This window comes from Glaciecola sp. HA4-3, from assembly GCF_055693685.1.
In genome coordinates this window covers 3,660,597-3,677,168 of the sequence record NZ_CM146340.1, presented here as the reverse complement: position 1 = coordinate 3,677,168, position 16,572 = coordinate 3,660,597, and the positions used below count along the sequence as shown (strand labels likewise).

General features: G+C 38.8%; 19 protein-coding genes. 1 reads left to right on the top strand and 18 read right to left on the bottom strand.

Translation table 11 applies throughout. The features are described 5' to 3' along the window. Positions 1-327: 327 nt before the first annotated feature. The 8 genes from ACZ1G6_RS17715 to ACZ1G6_RS17680 form a co-directional block, all read right to left on the bottom strand. Positions 328-654: a hypothetical protein gene (locus tag ACZ1G6_RS17715; RefSeq protein ID WP_472617503.1), complete on the bottom strand. Its 327-nt coding sequence runs from the start codon at positions 652-654 to the stop codon at positions 328-330. Between the two features lie 367 nt (positions 655-1,021). Beyond that, positions 1,022-1,453 (bottom strand): hypothetical protein, encoded by a 432-nt coding sequence (locus ACZ1G6_RS17710; protein WP_472617502.1) that lies wholly within the window; start codon positions 1,451-1,453, stop codon positions 1,022-1,024. Between the two features lie 11 nt (positions 1,454-1,464). Then, positions 1,465-1,941 carry a hypothetical protein gene (locus ACZ1G6_RS17705; RefSeq protein ID WP_472617501.1) on the bottom strand — a complete coding sequence of 159 codons (477 nt, stop codon included), beginning with the start codon at positions 1,939-1,941 and terminating at the stop codon, positions 1,465-1,467. Positions 1,942-2,131: 190 nt separating this feature from the next. After that, positions 2,132-2,590, bottom strand: a complete 459-nt coding sequence (locus tag ACZ1G6_RS17700) for a hypothetical protein (RefSeq protein ID WP_472617500.1) — start codon at positions 2,588-2,590, stop codon at positions 2,132-2,134. A 57-nt stretch (positions 2,591-2,647) separates the two neighbouring features. Next, a complete protein-coding gene (locus tag ACZ1G6_RS17695; protein WP_472617499.1) occupies positions 2,648-3,973 on the bottom strand; it encodes an SMODS domain-containing nucleotidyltransferase in 1,326 nt (441 codons plus the stop codon). Beyond that, positions 3,970-5,052: an SAVED domain-containing protein gene (locus tag ACZ1G6_RS17690; protein WP_472617498.1), complete on the bottom strand. Its 1,083-nt coding sequence runs from the start codon at positions 5,050-5,052 to the stop codon at positions 3,970-3,972. Before ACZ1G6_RS17690 ends, ACZ1G6_RS17695 begins: the two co-directional genes overlap by 4 nt. Before the next feature lie 3 nt (positions 5,053-5,055). Beyond that, on the bottom strand, positions 5,056-5,511 hold the full coding sequence (locus tag ACZ1G6_RS17685) for a type II CBASS E2 protein (protein ID WP_472617497.1): 456 nt from the start codon (positions 5,509-5,511) through the stop codon (positions 5,056-5,058). 2 nt (positions 5,512-5,513) lie between these two features. Continuing rightward, entirely contained in the window at positions 5,514-6,731 is a 1,218-nt protein-coding gene (locus ACZ1G6_RS17680; protein ID WP_472617496.1) for a nucleotidyltransferase domain-containing protein, read from the bottom strand. 131 nt (positions 6,732-6,862) lie between these two features. Between ACZ1G6_RS17680 and ACZ1G6_RS17675 the strand changes: the two genes are divergently transcribed. Next, entirely contained in the window at positions 6,863-7,255 is a 393-nt protein-coding gene (locus ACZ1G6_RS17675; RefSeq protein ID WP_472617495.1) for a helix-turn-helix domain-containing protein, read from the top strand. Here the strand turns inward: ACZ1G6_RS17675 and ACZ1G6_RS17670 are convergent. From ACZ1G6_RS17670 to istA, 10 genes are all read right to left on the bottom strand, one after another. After that, on the bottom strand, positions 7,252-8,109 hold the full coding sequence (locus ACZ1G6_RS17670) for an ImmA/IrrE family metallo-endopeptidase (RefSeq protein ID WP_472617494.1): 858 nt from the start codon (positions 8,107-8,109) through the stop codon (positions 7,252-7,254). The two genes, ACZ1G6_RS17675 and ACZ1G6_RS17670, sit on opposite strands and share 4 nt — an antisense overlap. 105 nt (positions 8,110-8,214) lie before the next feature. Continuing rightward, positions 8,215-8,454, bottom strand: a complete 240-nt coding sequence (locus ACZ1G6_RS17665) for a hypothetical protein (protein WP_472617493.1) — start codon at positions 8,452-8,454, stop codon at positions 8,215-8,217. Further along, on the bottom strand, positions 8,444-9,037 hold the full coding sequence (locus ACZ1G6_RS17660) for an RHS repeat-associated core domain-containing protein (RefSeq protein WP_472617492.1): 594 nt from the start codon (positions 9,035-9,037) through the stop codon (positions 8,444-8,446). The genes ACZ1G6_RS17665 and ACZ1G6_RS17660 overlap by 11 nt, the downstream gene beginning before the upstream one ends. Positions 9,038-9,083: 46 nt before the next feature. Further along, complete coding sequence (locus ACZ1G6_RS17655; protein ID WP_472617491.1) at positions 9,084-10,856, bottom strand: AAA family ATPase; 1,773 nt, start codon at positions 10,854-10,856, stop codon at positions 9,084-9,086. Further along, a complete protein-coding gene (locus ACZ1G6_RS17650) occupies positions 10,853-11,332 on the bottom strand; it encodes a hypothetical protein (RefSeq protein WP_472617490.1) in 480 nt (159 codons plus the stop codon). Before ACZ1G6_RS17650 ends, ACZ1G6_RS17655 begins: the two co-directional genes overlap by 4 nt. 3 nt (positions 11,333-11,335) lie before the next feature. Continuing rightward, positions 11,336-12,499 (bottom strand): dsDNA nuclease domain-containing protein, encoded by a 1,164-nt coding sequence (locus ACZ1G6_RS17645; RefSeq protein WP_472617489.1) that lies wholly within the window; start codon positions 12,497-12,499, stop codon positions 11,336-11,338. 184 nt (positions 12,500-12,683) lie between these two features. Beyond that, positions 12,684-13,640, bottom strand: a complete 957-nt coding sequence (locus ACZ1G6_RS17640; RefSeq protein WP_472617488.1) for a tyrosine-type recombinase/integrase — start codon at positions 13,638-13,640, stop codon at positions 12,684-12,686. 3 nt (positions 13,641-13,643) lie between these two features. After that, positions 13,644-14,108 (bottom strand): hypothetical protein, encoded by a 465-nt coding sequence (locus tag ACZ1G6_RS17635; RefSeq protein WP_472617487.1) that lies wholly within the window; start codon positions 14,106-14,108, stop codon positions 13,644-13,646. After that, on the bottom strand, positions 14,105-14,857 hold the full coding sequence (istB, locus tag ACZ1G6_RS17630; protein WP_472617486.1) for an IS21-like element helper ATPase IstB: 753 nt from the start codon (positions 14,855-14,857) through the stop codon (positions 14,105-14,107). Before istB ends, ACZ1G6_RS17635 begins: the two co-directional genes overlap by 4 nt. Further along, a complete protein-coding gene (istA, locus tag ACZ1G6_RS17625) occupies positions 14,847-16,403 on the bottom strand; it encodes an IS21 family transposase (RefSeq protein WP_472617485.1) in 1,557 nt (518 codons plus the stop codon). The genes istB and istA overlap by 11 nt, the downstream gene beginning before the upstream one ends. Positions 16,404-16,572 lie beyond the last annotated feature (169 nt).

The following is a 16,572-nucleotide window of genomic DNA, read 5'->3' as shown; positions in this document are numbered from 1 at the left end:
ACTATAAGAATTCTTTGATTCTTTTCATGTAGATTGTAGATTACCAAATTAATACCGTACGATCTGCCGTTTTTCGACCAAATTAATATCGAACACTCAGCGCCGGTGTTTTCATGCAACGTCAAACTAAGCTAGACAGTTTTTGGTAGACGGATACAAATAGTCTATTTGTTTTGCTGATAAAAAAATAAAAGTCCAACTAATACTCCTATATTTATTGCATTTAAAATGTAAGCAATCACGCTGTCAGAGTCAATTTTAAAGTAAACCTTTAGTACCGCAGTCACAATTAAGGTACAGAGAAATACAGAAGTTATAATAAGTAATTTATTCATTTAATTCTGGATCCTCTAACTTCTCGACCTCGTTTGTTTGATCTTCTCTTTGTTCAAGTTCTTCTACTCTGTATCTGCCTTGAAACTGAGGTTCAGATAGATCTGTTTCAGTTAAAACTTCAGTTAACGCACCAATTTCTCCCGAAGCTACGCCGCCAGCCGCGGCACCACCAATTAACAATACAGCTCCAGCTGCAGTTGGATCACCCGTAAATGCTCCAACCACCGCACCAGCGATAAAACCTGCAGCCGCTCCCCCTGCAGCGTCACCGGCAACTTGCCCCCAAGATATTGATTCGTCTGAAAATGACTGTTTCACAATACTCGAGACTGCACCACCAACTGCACCTGCTATCGTTCCTATGCCAGCTGCTGCCCAACTCCATGCCTCACCATCGGGGTCTGTGTATTTATATGGGTTGTTTATTGCGTAGTTATACCTATTGAATCCTTGGAAGCCATTTGGTTTGCCTAAATGACCTAACGCATCTACCGGGTCATTTGAGTAAAATGCCCGATCAGCAGGTCATAGCTATAATTGACTACGACCCTCTTTTTACGACCCAAGGATTATGTAACACTGACCCCCTTTTTAGTTTTGCCGAGTGAAATAGCGATGGCTTGTAGCCATTCTCGGCGGTCTTCGCGAAGCATTTCAGTAAGATGAGCTTACCAACTTTTCGGTTTCATTGTTTGTAATTATCTATAGCGTCATCAAACGATATATCTAAATTTTTATAAAATGTTTTCAATAGTTCCCAATCCTGAGGTACTTTAAGAAAACTCTTGACTTTAAAAAAATGTTCAAGTTCGTAGTAAAACGTACCTGTCTCAATATAATCGTTAAGGTATTCCGCGACTGAGTTAGATTTAAATAAGTCTCTACATATGGCTCCATCTAAAGATTTTTCTGCAAATTCGGACGGGCTTATTCGTCCTAACTCAAGTGAATTAAAATTTGTTCTGTAAGGCTCTTCTTCAAAAACTGATCTCTTCAACAGCATCCTGCTGTCTGCCCAGCCATAAATGACAGTCATACAAGCTAAAATACAATCCACATCGGTTTTATTCTCTATATGAAATGAAAAGTCATCAATTTGAACTATAATATTGCCCATTTATTTTTTCCCTAATTTTGAATCTTTATTGGAGGCAATGTTCTATTGAGCTTTGCATTTTTGTGAGTTGAAACAACCCACTCAACTGTAGTTGGGTCAATTGAATTACCAGTACCTTGTTCAGTTGCTCCATTTTCACCAATAGCTATATCTTTCTCCATTTGAAAGACCTGAAACGTTCCTCTGATAGCGAGTTTTGCTGCGTCAACGCCATTCGATATAGTTCTTGCTAGAGGGTTCATTTTAGCCGCGACGTCTCCAGCGTTTGCTTTTTCTTTATCTTTCATTGTTTTAATTTCAATTAAACGAGTTTTGTCACCTTTAGTAGCTACAATATCCATCACTCGTGTTGCAGAATCCCCATTACCCATATCAACCGTTAGCCTAACTTCTTTTCTTACGTTCCAACCTTGCTTTTCCAACTTCTTAGCTTGCACGTTTACCGACTCATTATGACGTTTCTTACTTTCTAGTAAGTCTGGTTTCATGCCAGTTGGATCAGAGTATTTATAAGGATTGTTATAGGCGTAGTTGTAACGATTGAATCCGCCGACATTTCCTGACTTGAAGTGGCCTAGCGCCCCAACCGGGTCATTTGAGTAAAATGCCCGATCAGCAGGTCATAGCTATAATTGACTACGACCCTCTTTTTACGACCCTCTTTTTACGACCCAAGGATTATGTAACACTGACCCCCTTTTTAAATCGTCGAGGATACCGTTTTCTAATTTTTACTAGAACACGTGAAAAACCTAGATTTTTCTTCTTTTGCTCTCTGCTCCTTATTGCGTCGTTTTCATTAATCGACATCCAAATTCTGGCAGTCATATAAATTGCAAACATAAAACCCAAAATGCTAGGAAGCCCCATTTTGGTCCAAATATTCACGGTGCTCATGCCTAATTCGCGACTAGCAAGATAGGTCCAAAATAACGAATCTTCCCAATCAATGGGAAAAAATGCATATTCGAATCCCACTCTGGCTATATGCCCTTGGTAGAAGGCAAGGCCATATATGTAAAGAGCATTCGTTACTAAACCTGAGCCGATTACAATTAGAAGTAGCTTCTTCAACAATTTGAGAAGTGTGCTTTCCATCGCATTGTTATTGGGATTTTCTTGATCTAATGACTCCACGCCTACTCCAACTTAATTTGAATCATTCAAAATAGAGTCCTCAGAAAAAACAACTGGCTATGCAATGCTTACATACAGTGGTCCACTCCTAGCAATACAGATGCCTTTCTTAACAACAACTGCTTCTACCCAATGAGTACCCTTATATCGAGTAGATTCCTTGTGAATTGCTCCACCTAAAAAGAACTCTCCTCTTAGACAATTATCATTTGCCGCTTCAGCGCCGGTATTTACAACTTGCCAATAAACTTCCGTTTGGCTATCCAACGAATCCTTTATGTTAAACCTAACCCAATGATGCTTCGGGATTACATTATATGTGGCCAAATCACCTACTGAAGTGGAGTGCTTACCCTTTTGTACGACTGCTTTCACACTTAACTTAGCTAACGTATCTGTTGTTGGCCACTTCAGTTTTTCACAATGGCTAGGCAAAGGTGCTTCCCTATTCGCTGCTTTTAAAACAAAGTCAGGTGCATAATTGTCCCCAAATATTTTGCGCCAAGCCTTAATGGACTCGTTCTTATCCATCTCATGGTATGCATAATTAATCCAGCTATTGTATTTCTTTACCTGAGTTTTGAAGTTTTGAAACTTTTTCTCATCCCAGTGACGATTGAAGTTCTCGTCACTGTCTATTGGGTTATTAACAACGGGCATTTCGTCATGCTCGTCTAGCCACTCATACAATCGGTTAAACAGCGTTTTAAAAGCTAGTGGTAGATCCTTGAACTCATCCGTCCCAAATATCTCTTCTGACCATCTGATTTGTTGTGCAAGTAGCGTTGTTAGCAAAATAGATTTAACTGAAAAGGTTTGCTTAAAATCTCGCAAGTACTTACATAAACGAATAGCTTTGATGAGGTTGTTATTACCAGCAACAGCATTTCTATCTCTGACCCATTTGCTGAACTCAATACTGGAACATGATTCATAATCGTTTGTTAACCGATTACAAACATACTCTGATGTACTCAGTAATACTATTTTTCTAACACAAGGAACAATATCAATATGGAACTCACCAGCATAGTTAAGCTTTACGCACCTTGTTTGGCGTGACACTTTGCCTTGGTAAAGCGATGACGCACTAAACGTTCTATAGACTTCTTCTACATAGTCTTTAGCTTCCCAACCCTTTATTGGCTTTAGATACAGAACCACATCTGCATCGAAGACTTTATTCTTGGCTGTCGGCTTTATTATGGTCCTGTGAGCATAGCTTCCCTGTGGGATAGCCTCGATAAAGGCTGACTTAAAGCTATCACTACTTTTGATAAAATTAGTCACTACCTCTACTCGCTTTTCGAGTGTGTCTATGCGATGTTGGTTTAGGTTTACTTCGTTCTTTATAAAATCGTTTAAATGTTTAACTAACTTCATGCTACCACCTTGTAACCTTGAGTATTGTCGTTGAGAATCACTCCCCAAGGATGCTTCCTATTCTCGTTTTCCCGGTCATAGTGATGAAAGGTCAGTCTAGGCAAATGGCCTTGATTCATAGTAGTACCAAGCCTGAAAACAAACGATGCCTGCGCTGTTATAAATACATTGATTTCAGTTAAATTTGGATAGTTGGGAATAACGTTGTTGTTGATATACTCCAGTATGGCTATCGCTAACCTATCTTGTTTCTCTTCACTGCACAACCTGTCATATTTGTGCTCACCGGATTCTAGAGTAACAACATGTAGTGGACAGTATGGAAACTCTTCTTGAACACATTTCAAGTTAACGGGAATGCTAAATGAAATGGCTAATGCTATGGACTTACCATCTTCTTGGTCGTCACCTTCAATACGAAAAACAAGTTCTTCACCATCATCAAACTGGCTATTAAAATGCCATTTCTTTTTTTGCCTATCCCAATCACCAATGTGAACATTTTGCATATTACTAATAACATGTCCCGCAGCAGCCAACATGGGTATCGGTGCAACTCCACCATACGCAATGTGTTTCTTAGCATTATTGCCCACATGTCCAGTGTCATTTAAAAACGTAGTGATACGGCAAATATGATCAAGTTGATTTTCGAGTTCGTTTTTACTCGATGTCTTGTGACTGTTCGCATAAGGAATAGCAAACATTTGTGGTTTGATGCGTTTGAGCTTTTTTGGTAGATGACTTCTCAGTTCATCGATCTCGTTATCGATTAGTCCCATGTGACGGATGATTGTGAGTATTGAATCATCAGCCTCTTTAACATCCCTGTACTCCGTGTACCCAAACATTGCCAGAGCAATAATCAATAATACAAAAAATGTAAATGAATCGCCCCCACCTAAAGTGAGCGTTGTATCAAACGCTTTGATTGGTATTTCGAGAGTTAAATTGAAAGACGCAAGTGTTGCTAATGCAGCTACAAGAATAGCTTTAGCTGCCCAGTTTAACGATGGCTTTCTTTTAAATTCTGCTAACTTAATAAAAAAGTTTAAAAATATGTGTAAGTACTTCTTCATAGCTTATAAAACTCTACCTCTCATATTCTTATTGCTTATTTCCGGATGCTTACCACCCCCATACCATTTCCCTGTAGCCAACCAACCATTGAAATATATGAGCCACAAACACGCCCAAGGTACCATCGTATCGCTCAAATGCTTGCTAGCAGACCATTCACCAGAGGATGGATAAAACAAACAAAGCTTTGTTTTGTTTTCGTTAAAAACATAAATGTGCGGAGGTTCTTCACCATCTGTTATTTCATACAAATTCGGTTCTACGACGAAAACCTGTGGTGATGAGTGTAAGTCGTAAACAAGCTTGATTTTGTACTTTCCATATTCTTCACCAAGGTCCAAATTGCACTGCCAAACCAGCTTTCCGCTCTTTACATAACCCTTTCCATCGGGATACTTCGCTTTCAAAAGGTAAAGCTGCATATCCAAATTAACCCTGTTGTTCCCAAACTTTTTCAAGATTACTTTCCATAAAAGGTGTTGGATTTAACTGATATACTGGTTGCAACCGTTGATATTGCGCCGGTCTTCGTAATAAAAAGTTTATTCTTTTCTCTTGCTTCATTTAGATCCTCGAAATGTTTGTCAATCGCTGCTTCCGAAGGTCCTTCACCGATCAACTGATCTAATTCTTTTCTGATCAAGGCTATGGATTGGACACTTGCCAGCTCTTGCAATTTTTCAATGAAGTTGCGGTGCCAATATCTGAAGGCCTCAACCTTTTTGGAGTCGGTATTCCATTTCTCGGCAAAATTTTCATGCTCATTTTTAGGGTTAGTAACCCACATCTCAATTTTTCCATTAACTACTTTTGTTTCAATATAGTCAGTCATCGATTCCACAACAATGATCAAAACTTCAAGCTCATTGTTAAAGTTTCGTCCCGTAACGGCGTCTCTATATGCTCTAGACGCCAACGTTGTTATAACTATTGAGATTGGTGATTTACCTTCGTATTCACTGTTATCCAAAAACAATAAATCCCTGTGCCGTTTCATTATTTGAACCGCTCTCCTTAGGATGCCTTTGAATACCGTATGAGTAGGTAACTTCTCAACATTTCCAGCACTCATCGCTGCTTCCGCAAATCGCATATCCTCACTATCCATATATGTGGGAACTATCGCAGCGATATCTTCAAAGTCTTTGGCATAACCTATAGGGTTCGAGGCTTTCCACGCCGTAAGCTTTTTGTCCGGGACCGAAATAGCATCTTGTTCATTGGCATTGTTTTGGTCAGGAATGCCCGGTGTTATATCCATATAAAAATCATCTGCGTAATTTAAACGACAGCCCCGATTTAGTTCGCTCAACAAAGGTCTATAATGACCGTTATCTTCAATCCTCTTAATTACTTCGCGGCGGCAAATATCCGGATGGATCCCTTCAGCATTTGGTAGATAACAGATAAAATCTAAATCAAACTCTTCCCTATCAATTGGCTTTGTTGTTGTTCCTATTCTTTGACTGCCTTGTGGATAAACAACAACATCAACGAAAATCTCATCACTACTTTCTGCTAGCCATTTTCCCACGGCCATGTATCTCTCTTCTGCGAGTTTTCTTTTCGATTCTGATAACTCCAGCGACTGACAAGCATATTCGATTAGCTCTGTTAATGATCTTCGTTGTTTTGCTGATAAAGCTGCAAAGTTTCGATTGTATAAGTTAGCGCTCATTTTTGGACTCCATAGACCTATTTGGAATTTAAAGCTCTACTCATTTACATAACGTGTGATTTTTCTCAGAGCTTCTTTGCTTTTTGATCTAGATACCTGCAATATATTTCCGGAATACAGGAATTATCTTTATGTTTTCACCGTTTGATGATATTGTCAAACTATATTTCCTGTATCCCGAATTTTCATCAAAGGAGAATCCAGTGGCAAGCCAATTAGGAGAAAAGCTGAAGGAGCTTAGGAAGAGTAAAAAGTTAACGTTAGAATCGTTAGCCGAAGCTGCTGAAGTTAGCAAAAGTTATCTTTGGGAATTGGAAAATAGAGAAGTAAAAAGTCCGTCTGCGCAGAGACTTACGTCTATTGCTGATGCACTTGGTGTATCAGTTGACTACTTTTTGGATGATGACTCAAGAGCGCCAGAAGAAAAACACCTAGATGAAGCTTTTTTTAGAGGTTACAAAAATTTAGAGTCGTCAGATAAAGAACAACTTAGAAAAATTTTGGACACTTTCAAGAAGAGCTAACCCTCTTTATCGGGCCAGCACTCTAAAAATTTTGGTAGTATCAGCAAACTCATGGTGCAGTCATACTGATCAGAAAATATTTTCATTTCTGTAAGATCCGCATCAGAGTCAGCATGTTTGAACCACTTCCTAGCTGCTATCTTAGCCCCTAGACGTTCTTCAGTTATACTAGCATTAGAGCAAAGGGAGCCTTCTGGTATTTCAATTATCTGGCTTCTAGTTTTATAGTAAGCCCCAGCATTTTTAGCTGCCTCGCTAGAGCTTGCCCAATCCATAAACCCGTCTTTGGAAACGACCAACACAGCTTTTTCTTCCGTATAACTCAACCACTTTAATATTGCTGCTGTTAAAGATACGCCATAACGATCAGCGCAATGCCCAAGACTATCTAAAGTCGCTACTCCTTTCATTTGTAGTCTAAAGTCATCAAGTGGCATTAATAAGTGAGAAGCAAATTTGTCTGCTTCTGCTTCAATATCTTTGCCTCCTTCCCACTTCAACATATCTTCTTTGCTACAAAGAAATTCTGGCTTCTGATCTTTGTGAAGCATGTAGTGACCTAACTCATGTGCTTTAGTAAACCTGATCCGTCCTTCGGAAGATAAAGTGTTGTTGTAAGCTAAAAGCCATTTAGTTTTGTCATCATTTACCGTCAACATCCCTTCAAAATTAGGGATGCTAACCGCCTTAATATCAGCAATAGGATCTTTCCATTGAAACAATTCTGCCGCGCCTTTCGCCATTACATCAATATCAACGGGAAATCGATCTCCGCCATTAATTTTTCTATGTAACTCAGAGGCTTTGTGCAGTAGGTTTGCAGCTCTAGGTGGTTTTAATTCTTTGGGTTCCATTCCTAAAATCTAACTCCTTTTTAAGTTACTGTATTTAAAAGCCTCGCGAGTGCGAGGCTTTGAATTAAAATTTTACAATACAATTATAAATTAGAGCTACTCATATTATATTTTTTGATCATATTTGCTTAAAAACATTTCAAGAATAGTTTTCAAATTACTTTCACATGCCGCTCTACCAAACAAAAACTCTCTCTTGCCGTCCTTATCTCTTACGTTGAACAAAACAAAAATATCCTCACTCAAATAGTCATCGAATAAGTCAGCTAAATCTTCCCCATCAACTTCTACAGATGGCCCATAACTATTATTGTTTACGATTACAAATTTATCTTTAGTTTCCATTTCTTGCGTCATCCAACATTTGTTTTTCTTCGGCTGTGGGATCCCTCTTATACCCTTTAGAACGAGGTTGTGCATTTTCAAATTCCACTTTCTGCATTGTACCTTCTGGAGCACTTGGATGTGTATTTGGAGTATGCCCTTTGACTCTTTTATCGGTAATATCCAGTGTACTTCCGTCAGAAAATGTTTGCTTAATTCTTGGATCACCTTGTTTAGTCTTACTTATAACAGAGGATACTGCTTTTGCCTCATCCCCAAATCCGGTTGCAAGATCAACAACAGCAAATGCATCTTCTAAGGTAAGCTGCCCATCAGCTAAAGTAGCCAAATTGTCTGCAAAGCTTGCTAATTCATCAGCTCCTGCTTTTTTAAAATCACCACCGTTTTTGACTGCTCTTCTAACAACATTAAATGCTGCTTTTGCTAACTTTAAAAATTCGCCATTCGGGTCAGTGTATTTATATGGGTTATTGTTAACATACAAATATCGGTTAAAGGACATTACAGGGTTTTTCGGTGTCCAACCTACAGGATCATTCGAATAAAACCGTCCAATCACTGGATCATAATATCGTGCCTGCATATAAATTAGTACGAACTACGATCCACTCCGATTTGGATATACTACGCTAAACCTTGCGCCCTAAGTACATAGTCTGGTCAAAAGACTCATCGTCGTATGAAGGTAACCAGTCATTATCACGTTCGCCAGATTCATATTTGTACTCAGTAGTTGAGAAAACCACCTGTATATCATTCTCGTCGGCTAGTATTTTTAGAGCCTTTATAAACTGGTCAAGATCTTCTGCACTGATATCATGTTGCCGAGGAGTATCCAGAATAAGAAACCTAATCCCCATAGGGTTTGATTTAACAATTTGTTCAAACATCGCAGCGTGATAAGCCAAAACAACTCGTAGCTTTGTACTCCCCTTTATCTGATTCAGTTTTTCACCACCAAAACTCGCTTTGAAACCATCATATAAATCAATAACGTCTGAAACGTTTTTAGTGTTGATTACATTCTTCCACTTTGATATCGAATTCTTTATATTTGATTGAAATCTAGTTAATTCTATTGAAGACTTATTAATTCCAGAGCTAAGTGATTCCTGTTTATTTATTGCGTTGTCTCTTTCACTCTCTGCGGCAATATACTTTTCTGCTAGTACATTGATATTTTCTATTTCCCGTTTTTTGATTTCCAAGGAAACGATTTCAGATAAGCTTATATGAATCGATTCAACTAACGCAGAGACACCATCGTCATCTATAGCATTTTCTCTTTCTTTGTTTAACGTTTCTATGTCATTTAAATGTGTTTCTAGTTCAACTTTAATCGCCTCAATTCTTTTTTCAGAACTTACGCTACTTACTTCCAAATCTTTTATTTGGTCTTTTAGATAAAGTAGATTTTTACCATATGACTCGGAGCTACCAAGAAATAGGCCACAGCCATCAACAGAGCAAATATCAGCAAATGATTTGAAAACCCTTCTAGCTTCTTCATTTAAGGATAACGTATTTATTTCGACTTCTATTTCAGCTCTAATAGTAGATATGCTGGCGCATTTACTTTCTAAAGAATCAAGCTCTTCTTTAAGTATTCTCACTTGCGTCATTTTAGAAGATATCAATCGATCGATGTTATCCGTAGCGTCAAACTTCAAGTTTTTACTAGACTTTAACTCTTCAATTTTTGCTTTTAATGTGGTTATTTGATTATCAACTTCAAAAATATCTAAGTTACCAGTTTCGCTCTCATTTAAAGCATCTTCATATAGACCTTTTATACGATGTACTTTGCTATCTAGTCGTTCTACAGACTTTTTCGCATCAAAAGCGCTCTTTTTCTTATCAAATGAATTCTTCGAAGGAAGGTTTACACAAATTCTGACTGCCTCTGAGAATTGATCTTTAATGAAATTACTACCCGGAGACTTATAAAAGTCTGTGTATCCAATATCTTGATCTAAATAAAATATCGGTAATATTGTCGATAAATATGGGTGGGTATGGGTATTGGAGTTAGTCACTAAATGAGGAAACTCATAACCGAACACTTCAAATAAATAACGGCTATAGTCGCCTTCCTTGAAAAAACGCTGTTTAGTGCCTGTAGGCTCTAAAACTTGAACATCAAAATCTCTTAGATATTTGCGCTCTAGCTTGTAGTTCCTTCCATTTATAGACACCGTTAGAACGACAGAGTCACAATGAGTGTAAATATCATCTCTGAACTCACAAGGGTAGCCTAAACAAAAAGCTATGGATTGTACTAATGGAGTTTTGCCAGAACCGTTAGGTCCGTACAACTGAGTTATAGATTTAGCGAATGAAAGCTCACTGGATCCCCACCCGTTGCTTCCAAGGGCATTAACCTTTAGATTTTCTAACTTCATGTTAGCTCAAGCTCCATTTGTTTTTCTCTACATATATTGCGATAGTTTCGTTGAATTAATAGTAAGTTGTAAGACAGGTCTGATTTTTCGTCTATAGCCCTACTTATTACCTTTTTTCCTAGCTCGGTAGCTTCTAATTTAGTTTTCCTATTATTTACTGAAACTAAATTAGCTATTTCTAAAAATGACAACGCCTTGACCGTTCTCACCCTAAGGTTGGCGGACCAACCAAGTTGTTGTGAAGTGCCTTTGAATTCTTTTATTGACCTTTCAATGCACTCTCCGACTAATTGTCCTAATTCTGGCGTGTTGGGCTTTCGTCTTTCCTTAGCCATCAATAAAACGACCATGGAAATAAATGGTAAGTGGAACAAGGCCTCGTTACTTAAGCGATGAGATTTAACAATGTTTATTTCATTCAGTTGAATTCTAAAATTTGAAGCTTCCGCCTCCTCAAAAAAATCACTTATATCCATAACTTATTGAGACCTCACTATTACTGAAAATAATCCACCAAGTATTATCTCTTGACTTAGCCCTGTGAAGCATTTCTCTTTTATAACTTCACGATAAATACTTTCCACGTCTTCTTTTAATTCCGCAAAACCAAACCCTGAACCAATTCTTTTTTTAATTGAATCCGAAAGCTTCGATTCAAGCATCATTAAATGAAAGTCAGGTACATCATGCCTGTACTTTCTGTACCAGATATCCCACTCAGTTTTGCATTTTGCTGCATAATCGATTAACTCACTTGAGGTATTAGTTTTCTGTAAAATTCGCTGCAATATTGAAAGACTTCTCAATGCCTTTGTGTCACCGCCATTCTTTAGGGTGTCATATCCTATTTTTGAAAGACTCAATATTTCCAGTAAATCGTTAATACTAATTCCGGCTAAGTCATCTAGAGCCTTTTCATCTAAATGTGTCGGCAATACACCCACGGTCTTGTTCTCTACTAGAGCCATCAAGTTATCTATAATTTCTCTTGCCTCTATATACTGAAGGTCAATCTCGCTGTATTGGAAGATCTTATCTCTAGCGATTGATTCAAAAATAGCTCCTTCAACTTTTAAATACTCAATGCCCGGATTTATCCAAAATTTAGATATTAAAGATTTAATTTCATGCTCTTCATACAGTTGCTGACCATCACTGAAACAACTGTTAAAGTGCTCAGTAAGGGCGGCTAAAGTTTTATTTGTAAAATCTGATTCACTTAGCGATTCCAATAGGTCTTCAACTTCATTTTTGACATGGATATTTGTCAGAAAAACGACTTTTTCGCATGAAGATGAAAAATTGACTGTATGTATCAACAATTTTCCAGCAAAACTATTGGTTATTTTATCTACTATATCGTCGGGCTTTTTTTTATTATTGATCCCGAAAATATCTATTAGCGACCATTGCGCATTTCTTTTTTTCTTAGTTTTAACCTGAAAAAAATGATAAAGGGTTTTCCCTTTAACAATTTTTCTAACCACGAAATCGTCATGCCAATCACAAAACACGCGATCAACATCGCTATCATCGAGAATTTCTAAGCTAGCTAAGCTCGCAGCTCTAGTTTGAGCTTTATACCTAGATAACGTATCTCTACCATCTTGTTCTCTAGGATCTATTTCATGTAATTTAACCAAATGTCAGCAACCTCTTAATATTCGAGTTGCTTTGCAGGAGAGATTTGTGATGTGAAAAAACTCACTTTCTGTCCATGAAAGCTATTTTTAGTACTGTCTTAGGTTAATAATGGCAGTTAAATCAAATTAAATCGATACTGTATATTAATACAGTATAGTTGCTTTTTTCAAGTATCTTTGTTTATTAATAAAACAACCCACTACCACCATCAGCAGAAGGATGAGTCGCCTCATAAACTTCAGACAACTTCTTACGACTTACATGCGTGTATAACTGCGTAGTGAGAATACTAGCATGCCCCAACATTTCTTGAATGTGTCTTAAGTCCGCGCCGTTGTCCAACATTGTTGTTGCAGTGTTGTGGCGATACAGGTGACACGCGCCACTACGGTCAAAACCTGCAAGTTTTACATATTGTGAGGCCATATCAGACAATTTACCTGGCATATAACGTTTTCCATTATTGGCAAGAAATAATGCTTTTCCTGAAGCGATAAAAGCGAACATTGGGCGAACTTTGCCAATATAAAACGCTAGCCATTCACAGCCTCGCACACTAATTGGCACTAGTCTCTCTTTTTTGCCTTTGCCGTGTACACGTATTAGTTTATTAGTGAAGTCGATGTCGTCAACATTAAGCTTCACGAGCTCACCGCGTCTTATCCCTGTTGCGAAGAATAATTCAAGTATCGCTCTGTCGCGCAGACCTTTTACACCAAAAAGCAGGGGCTGCTCTAAAATGCGCTCTATCTCTTCAACTGAATAAAGTGCTTTAGGTATTTGTTCGCCTTTCGAAGGAAGTTCAATATTCGCAAGAGCGTTGCTTGGTAAAAGCTTTTTAAGGTACATGTATTTGACAAACGTTTTAACGAATGTGAGTAGATTACGTTTTTGCGCAGCGCTCAATGGTTGCTTATCTAACTCTTTTCGGTACGCGTTTAAGTAAGCCGCATAATCATCCATTAAATCTAAATCAATTTGGTCAATGCGAGTAATATTGCGGTCTACACACCAAAGAAAAAACTTCTTAAGACCGCCACGTTTGCCGCGCACAGTATCTGAGCTTTGCCCCTTTGCAAGGCAAAGCTCAAAATAGTATTTAGCGCATCGCCAAATGCGCTTAGTGGTAGGCTTGTTCATTTATCAACACTTTGGCAAATGACAATCCCTCATCAATAAACGCCTTTGGCTCTGGCTTTTGCCAATAAACGATAGGTTTATCTCCTGGGCGTGTTCGCCCAACCCGATATCCAATGGCGGATAAGACTTCACCGCTTTCATTGCGAGTAGGAAAAACAACACATCCTCTAAACAACTCATGGCCGGACGCTCGCACCAAACCACAACGCTGCAAGCTTCCCTAATAGCTGCGCCCTCGGGGGTTCTTACTTTTGGTATATGCTTACCCAAGGTGCGATCACAAAACCCGATTAAATAGCTATTTTTCATTTCAGGATCGATTAAACAATTCGTAGCAACAAACTCCTGACTTCGTAAAGATTGCTGATACTGCCGCTTATAATGTTCAAAGGTATGCTGAATATGCAAATCGACTAACGAGATTTGTCCAAGCACGCCTAGATAGCGATTAGGCAACAAAGTATTCATTCCTTGTCTCCTTTTATACCCAAGAGCTTACGAAGAGTTCCGCCCTTTAATTTTATTTGATGGGCTTGGTGCACAATCCTATCCAAGGTTGCATCAGCAATGGTAGGGTCTTGAAAAGCGTCGTACCATACTTTCACCGGATATTGCGATGTGATGATCATTGAGCCTTTCTTATCTCTGCATTCAATTAATTCAAACAACAGATGCCGTTCAAGCGGATTTAATGGTGATATGCCCCAATCATCGATTATAAGCAGTGGCGCCTTAATCAACCTGCGTTGAAAGGCAGTTAGCTTTTCGTTCTTGTTTGCAGCTACAAGGTTTAATATCAGTTCATTAAATCGAAAATATAAAACGGGAACAGTCTGCGTTATGGCTTCAACTGCCAGCGCACAAGCGATATAGGTTTTACCTGTCCCAGTAGGGCCTGTAATAACAAGGTGTAAGCCGTTTTGGATCCACGCTAGCTCTGCTAATTCATTTATTGTAGCCGGCTTCAGCGACGGTTCATTCTCATATATGATATCTAGTATGCTCGCATTGGGCCAACGCAGTTTTGCTTGCTTTGTCAGGTAACTAATCCGCTTGTTTTGACAACTGTTAATTTCTTGCATCAGCATATCGTCAAGCCTCTCTAAAAAGCTCATATGCTCGCAATCTGTGGTCTTGAGTTGTTGCACCAATGCTTCATGCATTCCTGTGTGTTTCAGAGTACGTAATGAATTGAGTACCTTTTCTTTAAGCTTCATGACGACCTCCAAAATATTCAGCGCCTCGCACATTTTGATGAGCAAGGTTTACCATAGGTAAATTCTCAAACCCTTCTTCGTGATTTTTTGCGCTGATGATCAGGTGTATGTCAGCAGGCGATGACATGCCATGTATACTGGCATATTCGCATGCCTCAACTAATACTTGCTGACCATACTTTTTGCCTAACTTTTTCAAAGCAATGCACCTTTTTCCAACCGTCCTTGACCGAGGATTGGGTATCTGGACGTACCATTTTGTGACCATCTCTTTTACAGAATCACCAACCTTTGCTGCCCAATCTAGGTTTTTTTCCATATTATTGTTGTTCAAATCGGCAATATGTTCACTCGGCATATGCGCGGTTATTGTGCTTGCAATAAAGGGCTCAGGATTTATTTCATGTCGTGCAACTTTCTTATGCTCGTGAATGATATTGACGTGCGATTGGTCAACATAAATATCCACTGTTTGCCCGCGTAACTCATAAGGAACAGAGTATTCATGTCGCAAATATTTAACATGATAATTAGGTGATACTTTTTGTTTTATTCGCGCCACTATCATATTGTATGGTGAATGAGGAAGCGGCTTTAATGCTTCTTTCTCATTTGCTTCAAATAGATCATTGCGCGAAATATTAAGACCTTGAAAGTTTGCCGCATTAAGCAAGTCAATCTGCTTAACGAGGTGGGTGTTTATCTCTTTCAAACTGAAAAACGTTTTATTTTGATTGGCGGGTATCACAACTCGTTGTGTCACAAATTTAACGGCAACCTCCACCAAACTTTTATCTTGAGGACGACCCACTCTGCATGTATCCATGACGCAATCGTAATACTCTCCCAAGGCCTCAATATTAGTTGCCAGATTTGGAATAAGACCGGGCTTAGAGACCAGTGCCTTTGCGTTGTCCATATACACAACAGAGGGTACGCCATCAAAGTATTTGAACATTTGCACCATGCCATCTACCCAATGCTCCGTTTTTTCACCATATGTCGCCCATGCAAATATCTTTTTACTTGCGCCTAATACCGCCACGAAAATTTTCACCCATACCTTTTTACCCTTACTCATGTAAAACGCCCTAGTGCCAGCGTAATCAACATACATCACTTCACCTGCGGCATGTAGTTGCTTCATCGACAGTTTGCTACGCTTCATTGCCTTGTTTACTACTCTAAAAAAATGCGTTCTACTCATCGCAGAGCTTGGATCTTTGGCCATATACTCTAAATACAGTACGGTAATGCTTTTACGTTTTCCGCGCTCTTTCGTAAGCTCTGTAATAATCTCAGCAATATCAGGCATTCGCTTTGTGTGCTTGCCATGTTTTAGGCTAGGGTAAAGCTTTTGTATAAGCGCAGTGTCGCTTAGTTCTTCAGCTTCCGTATGAGCAATACCTGCTTCCTTGCAACGCTGGTTCACCCGCATCATCGATTGATGAGATGCACCTGCAAAAGCACCTTGCTGGCGAATAGTTAAATGCGGCATATGATATTTGGCTCGTATACCAAGTCGTATTGTTTTAATTGATAACATTACTCTTTCCTCTATTTGAATAAAATAAAGGCGCAGGTCGGCATCTGTCAGGTTAAAACTTGACAGATGCCAATCAATAAACGATATTAGGGTTATCGAGACGTTCGAATATCGATAACTCTTCAAAAGCCCATGAGCACCAACTCTGGGGTTTTGTCGTTTCTGCACC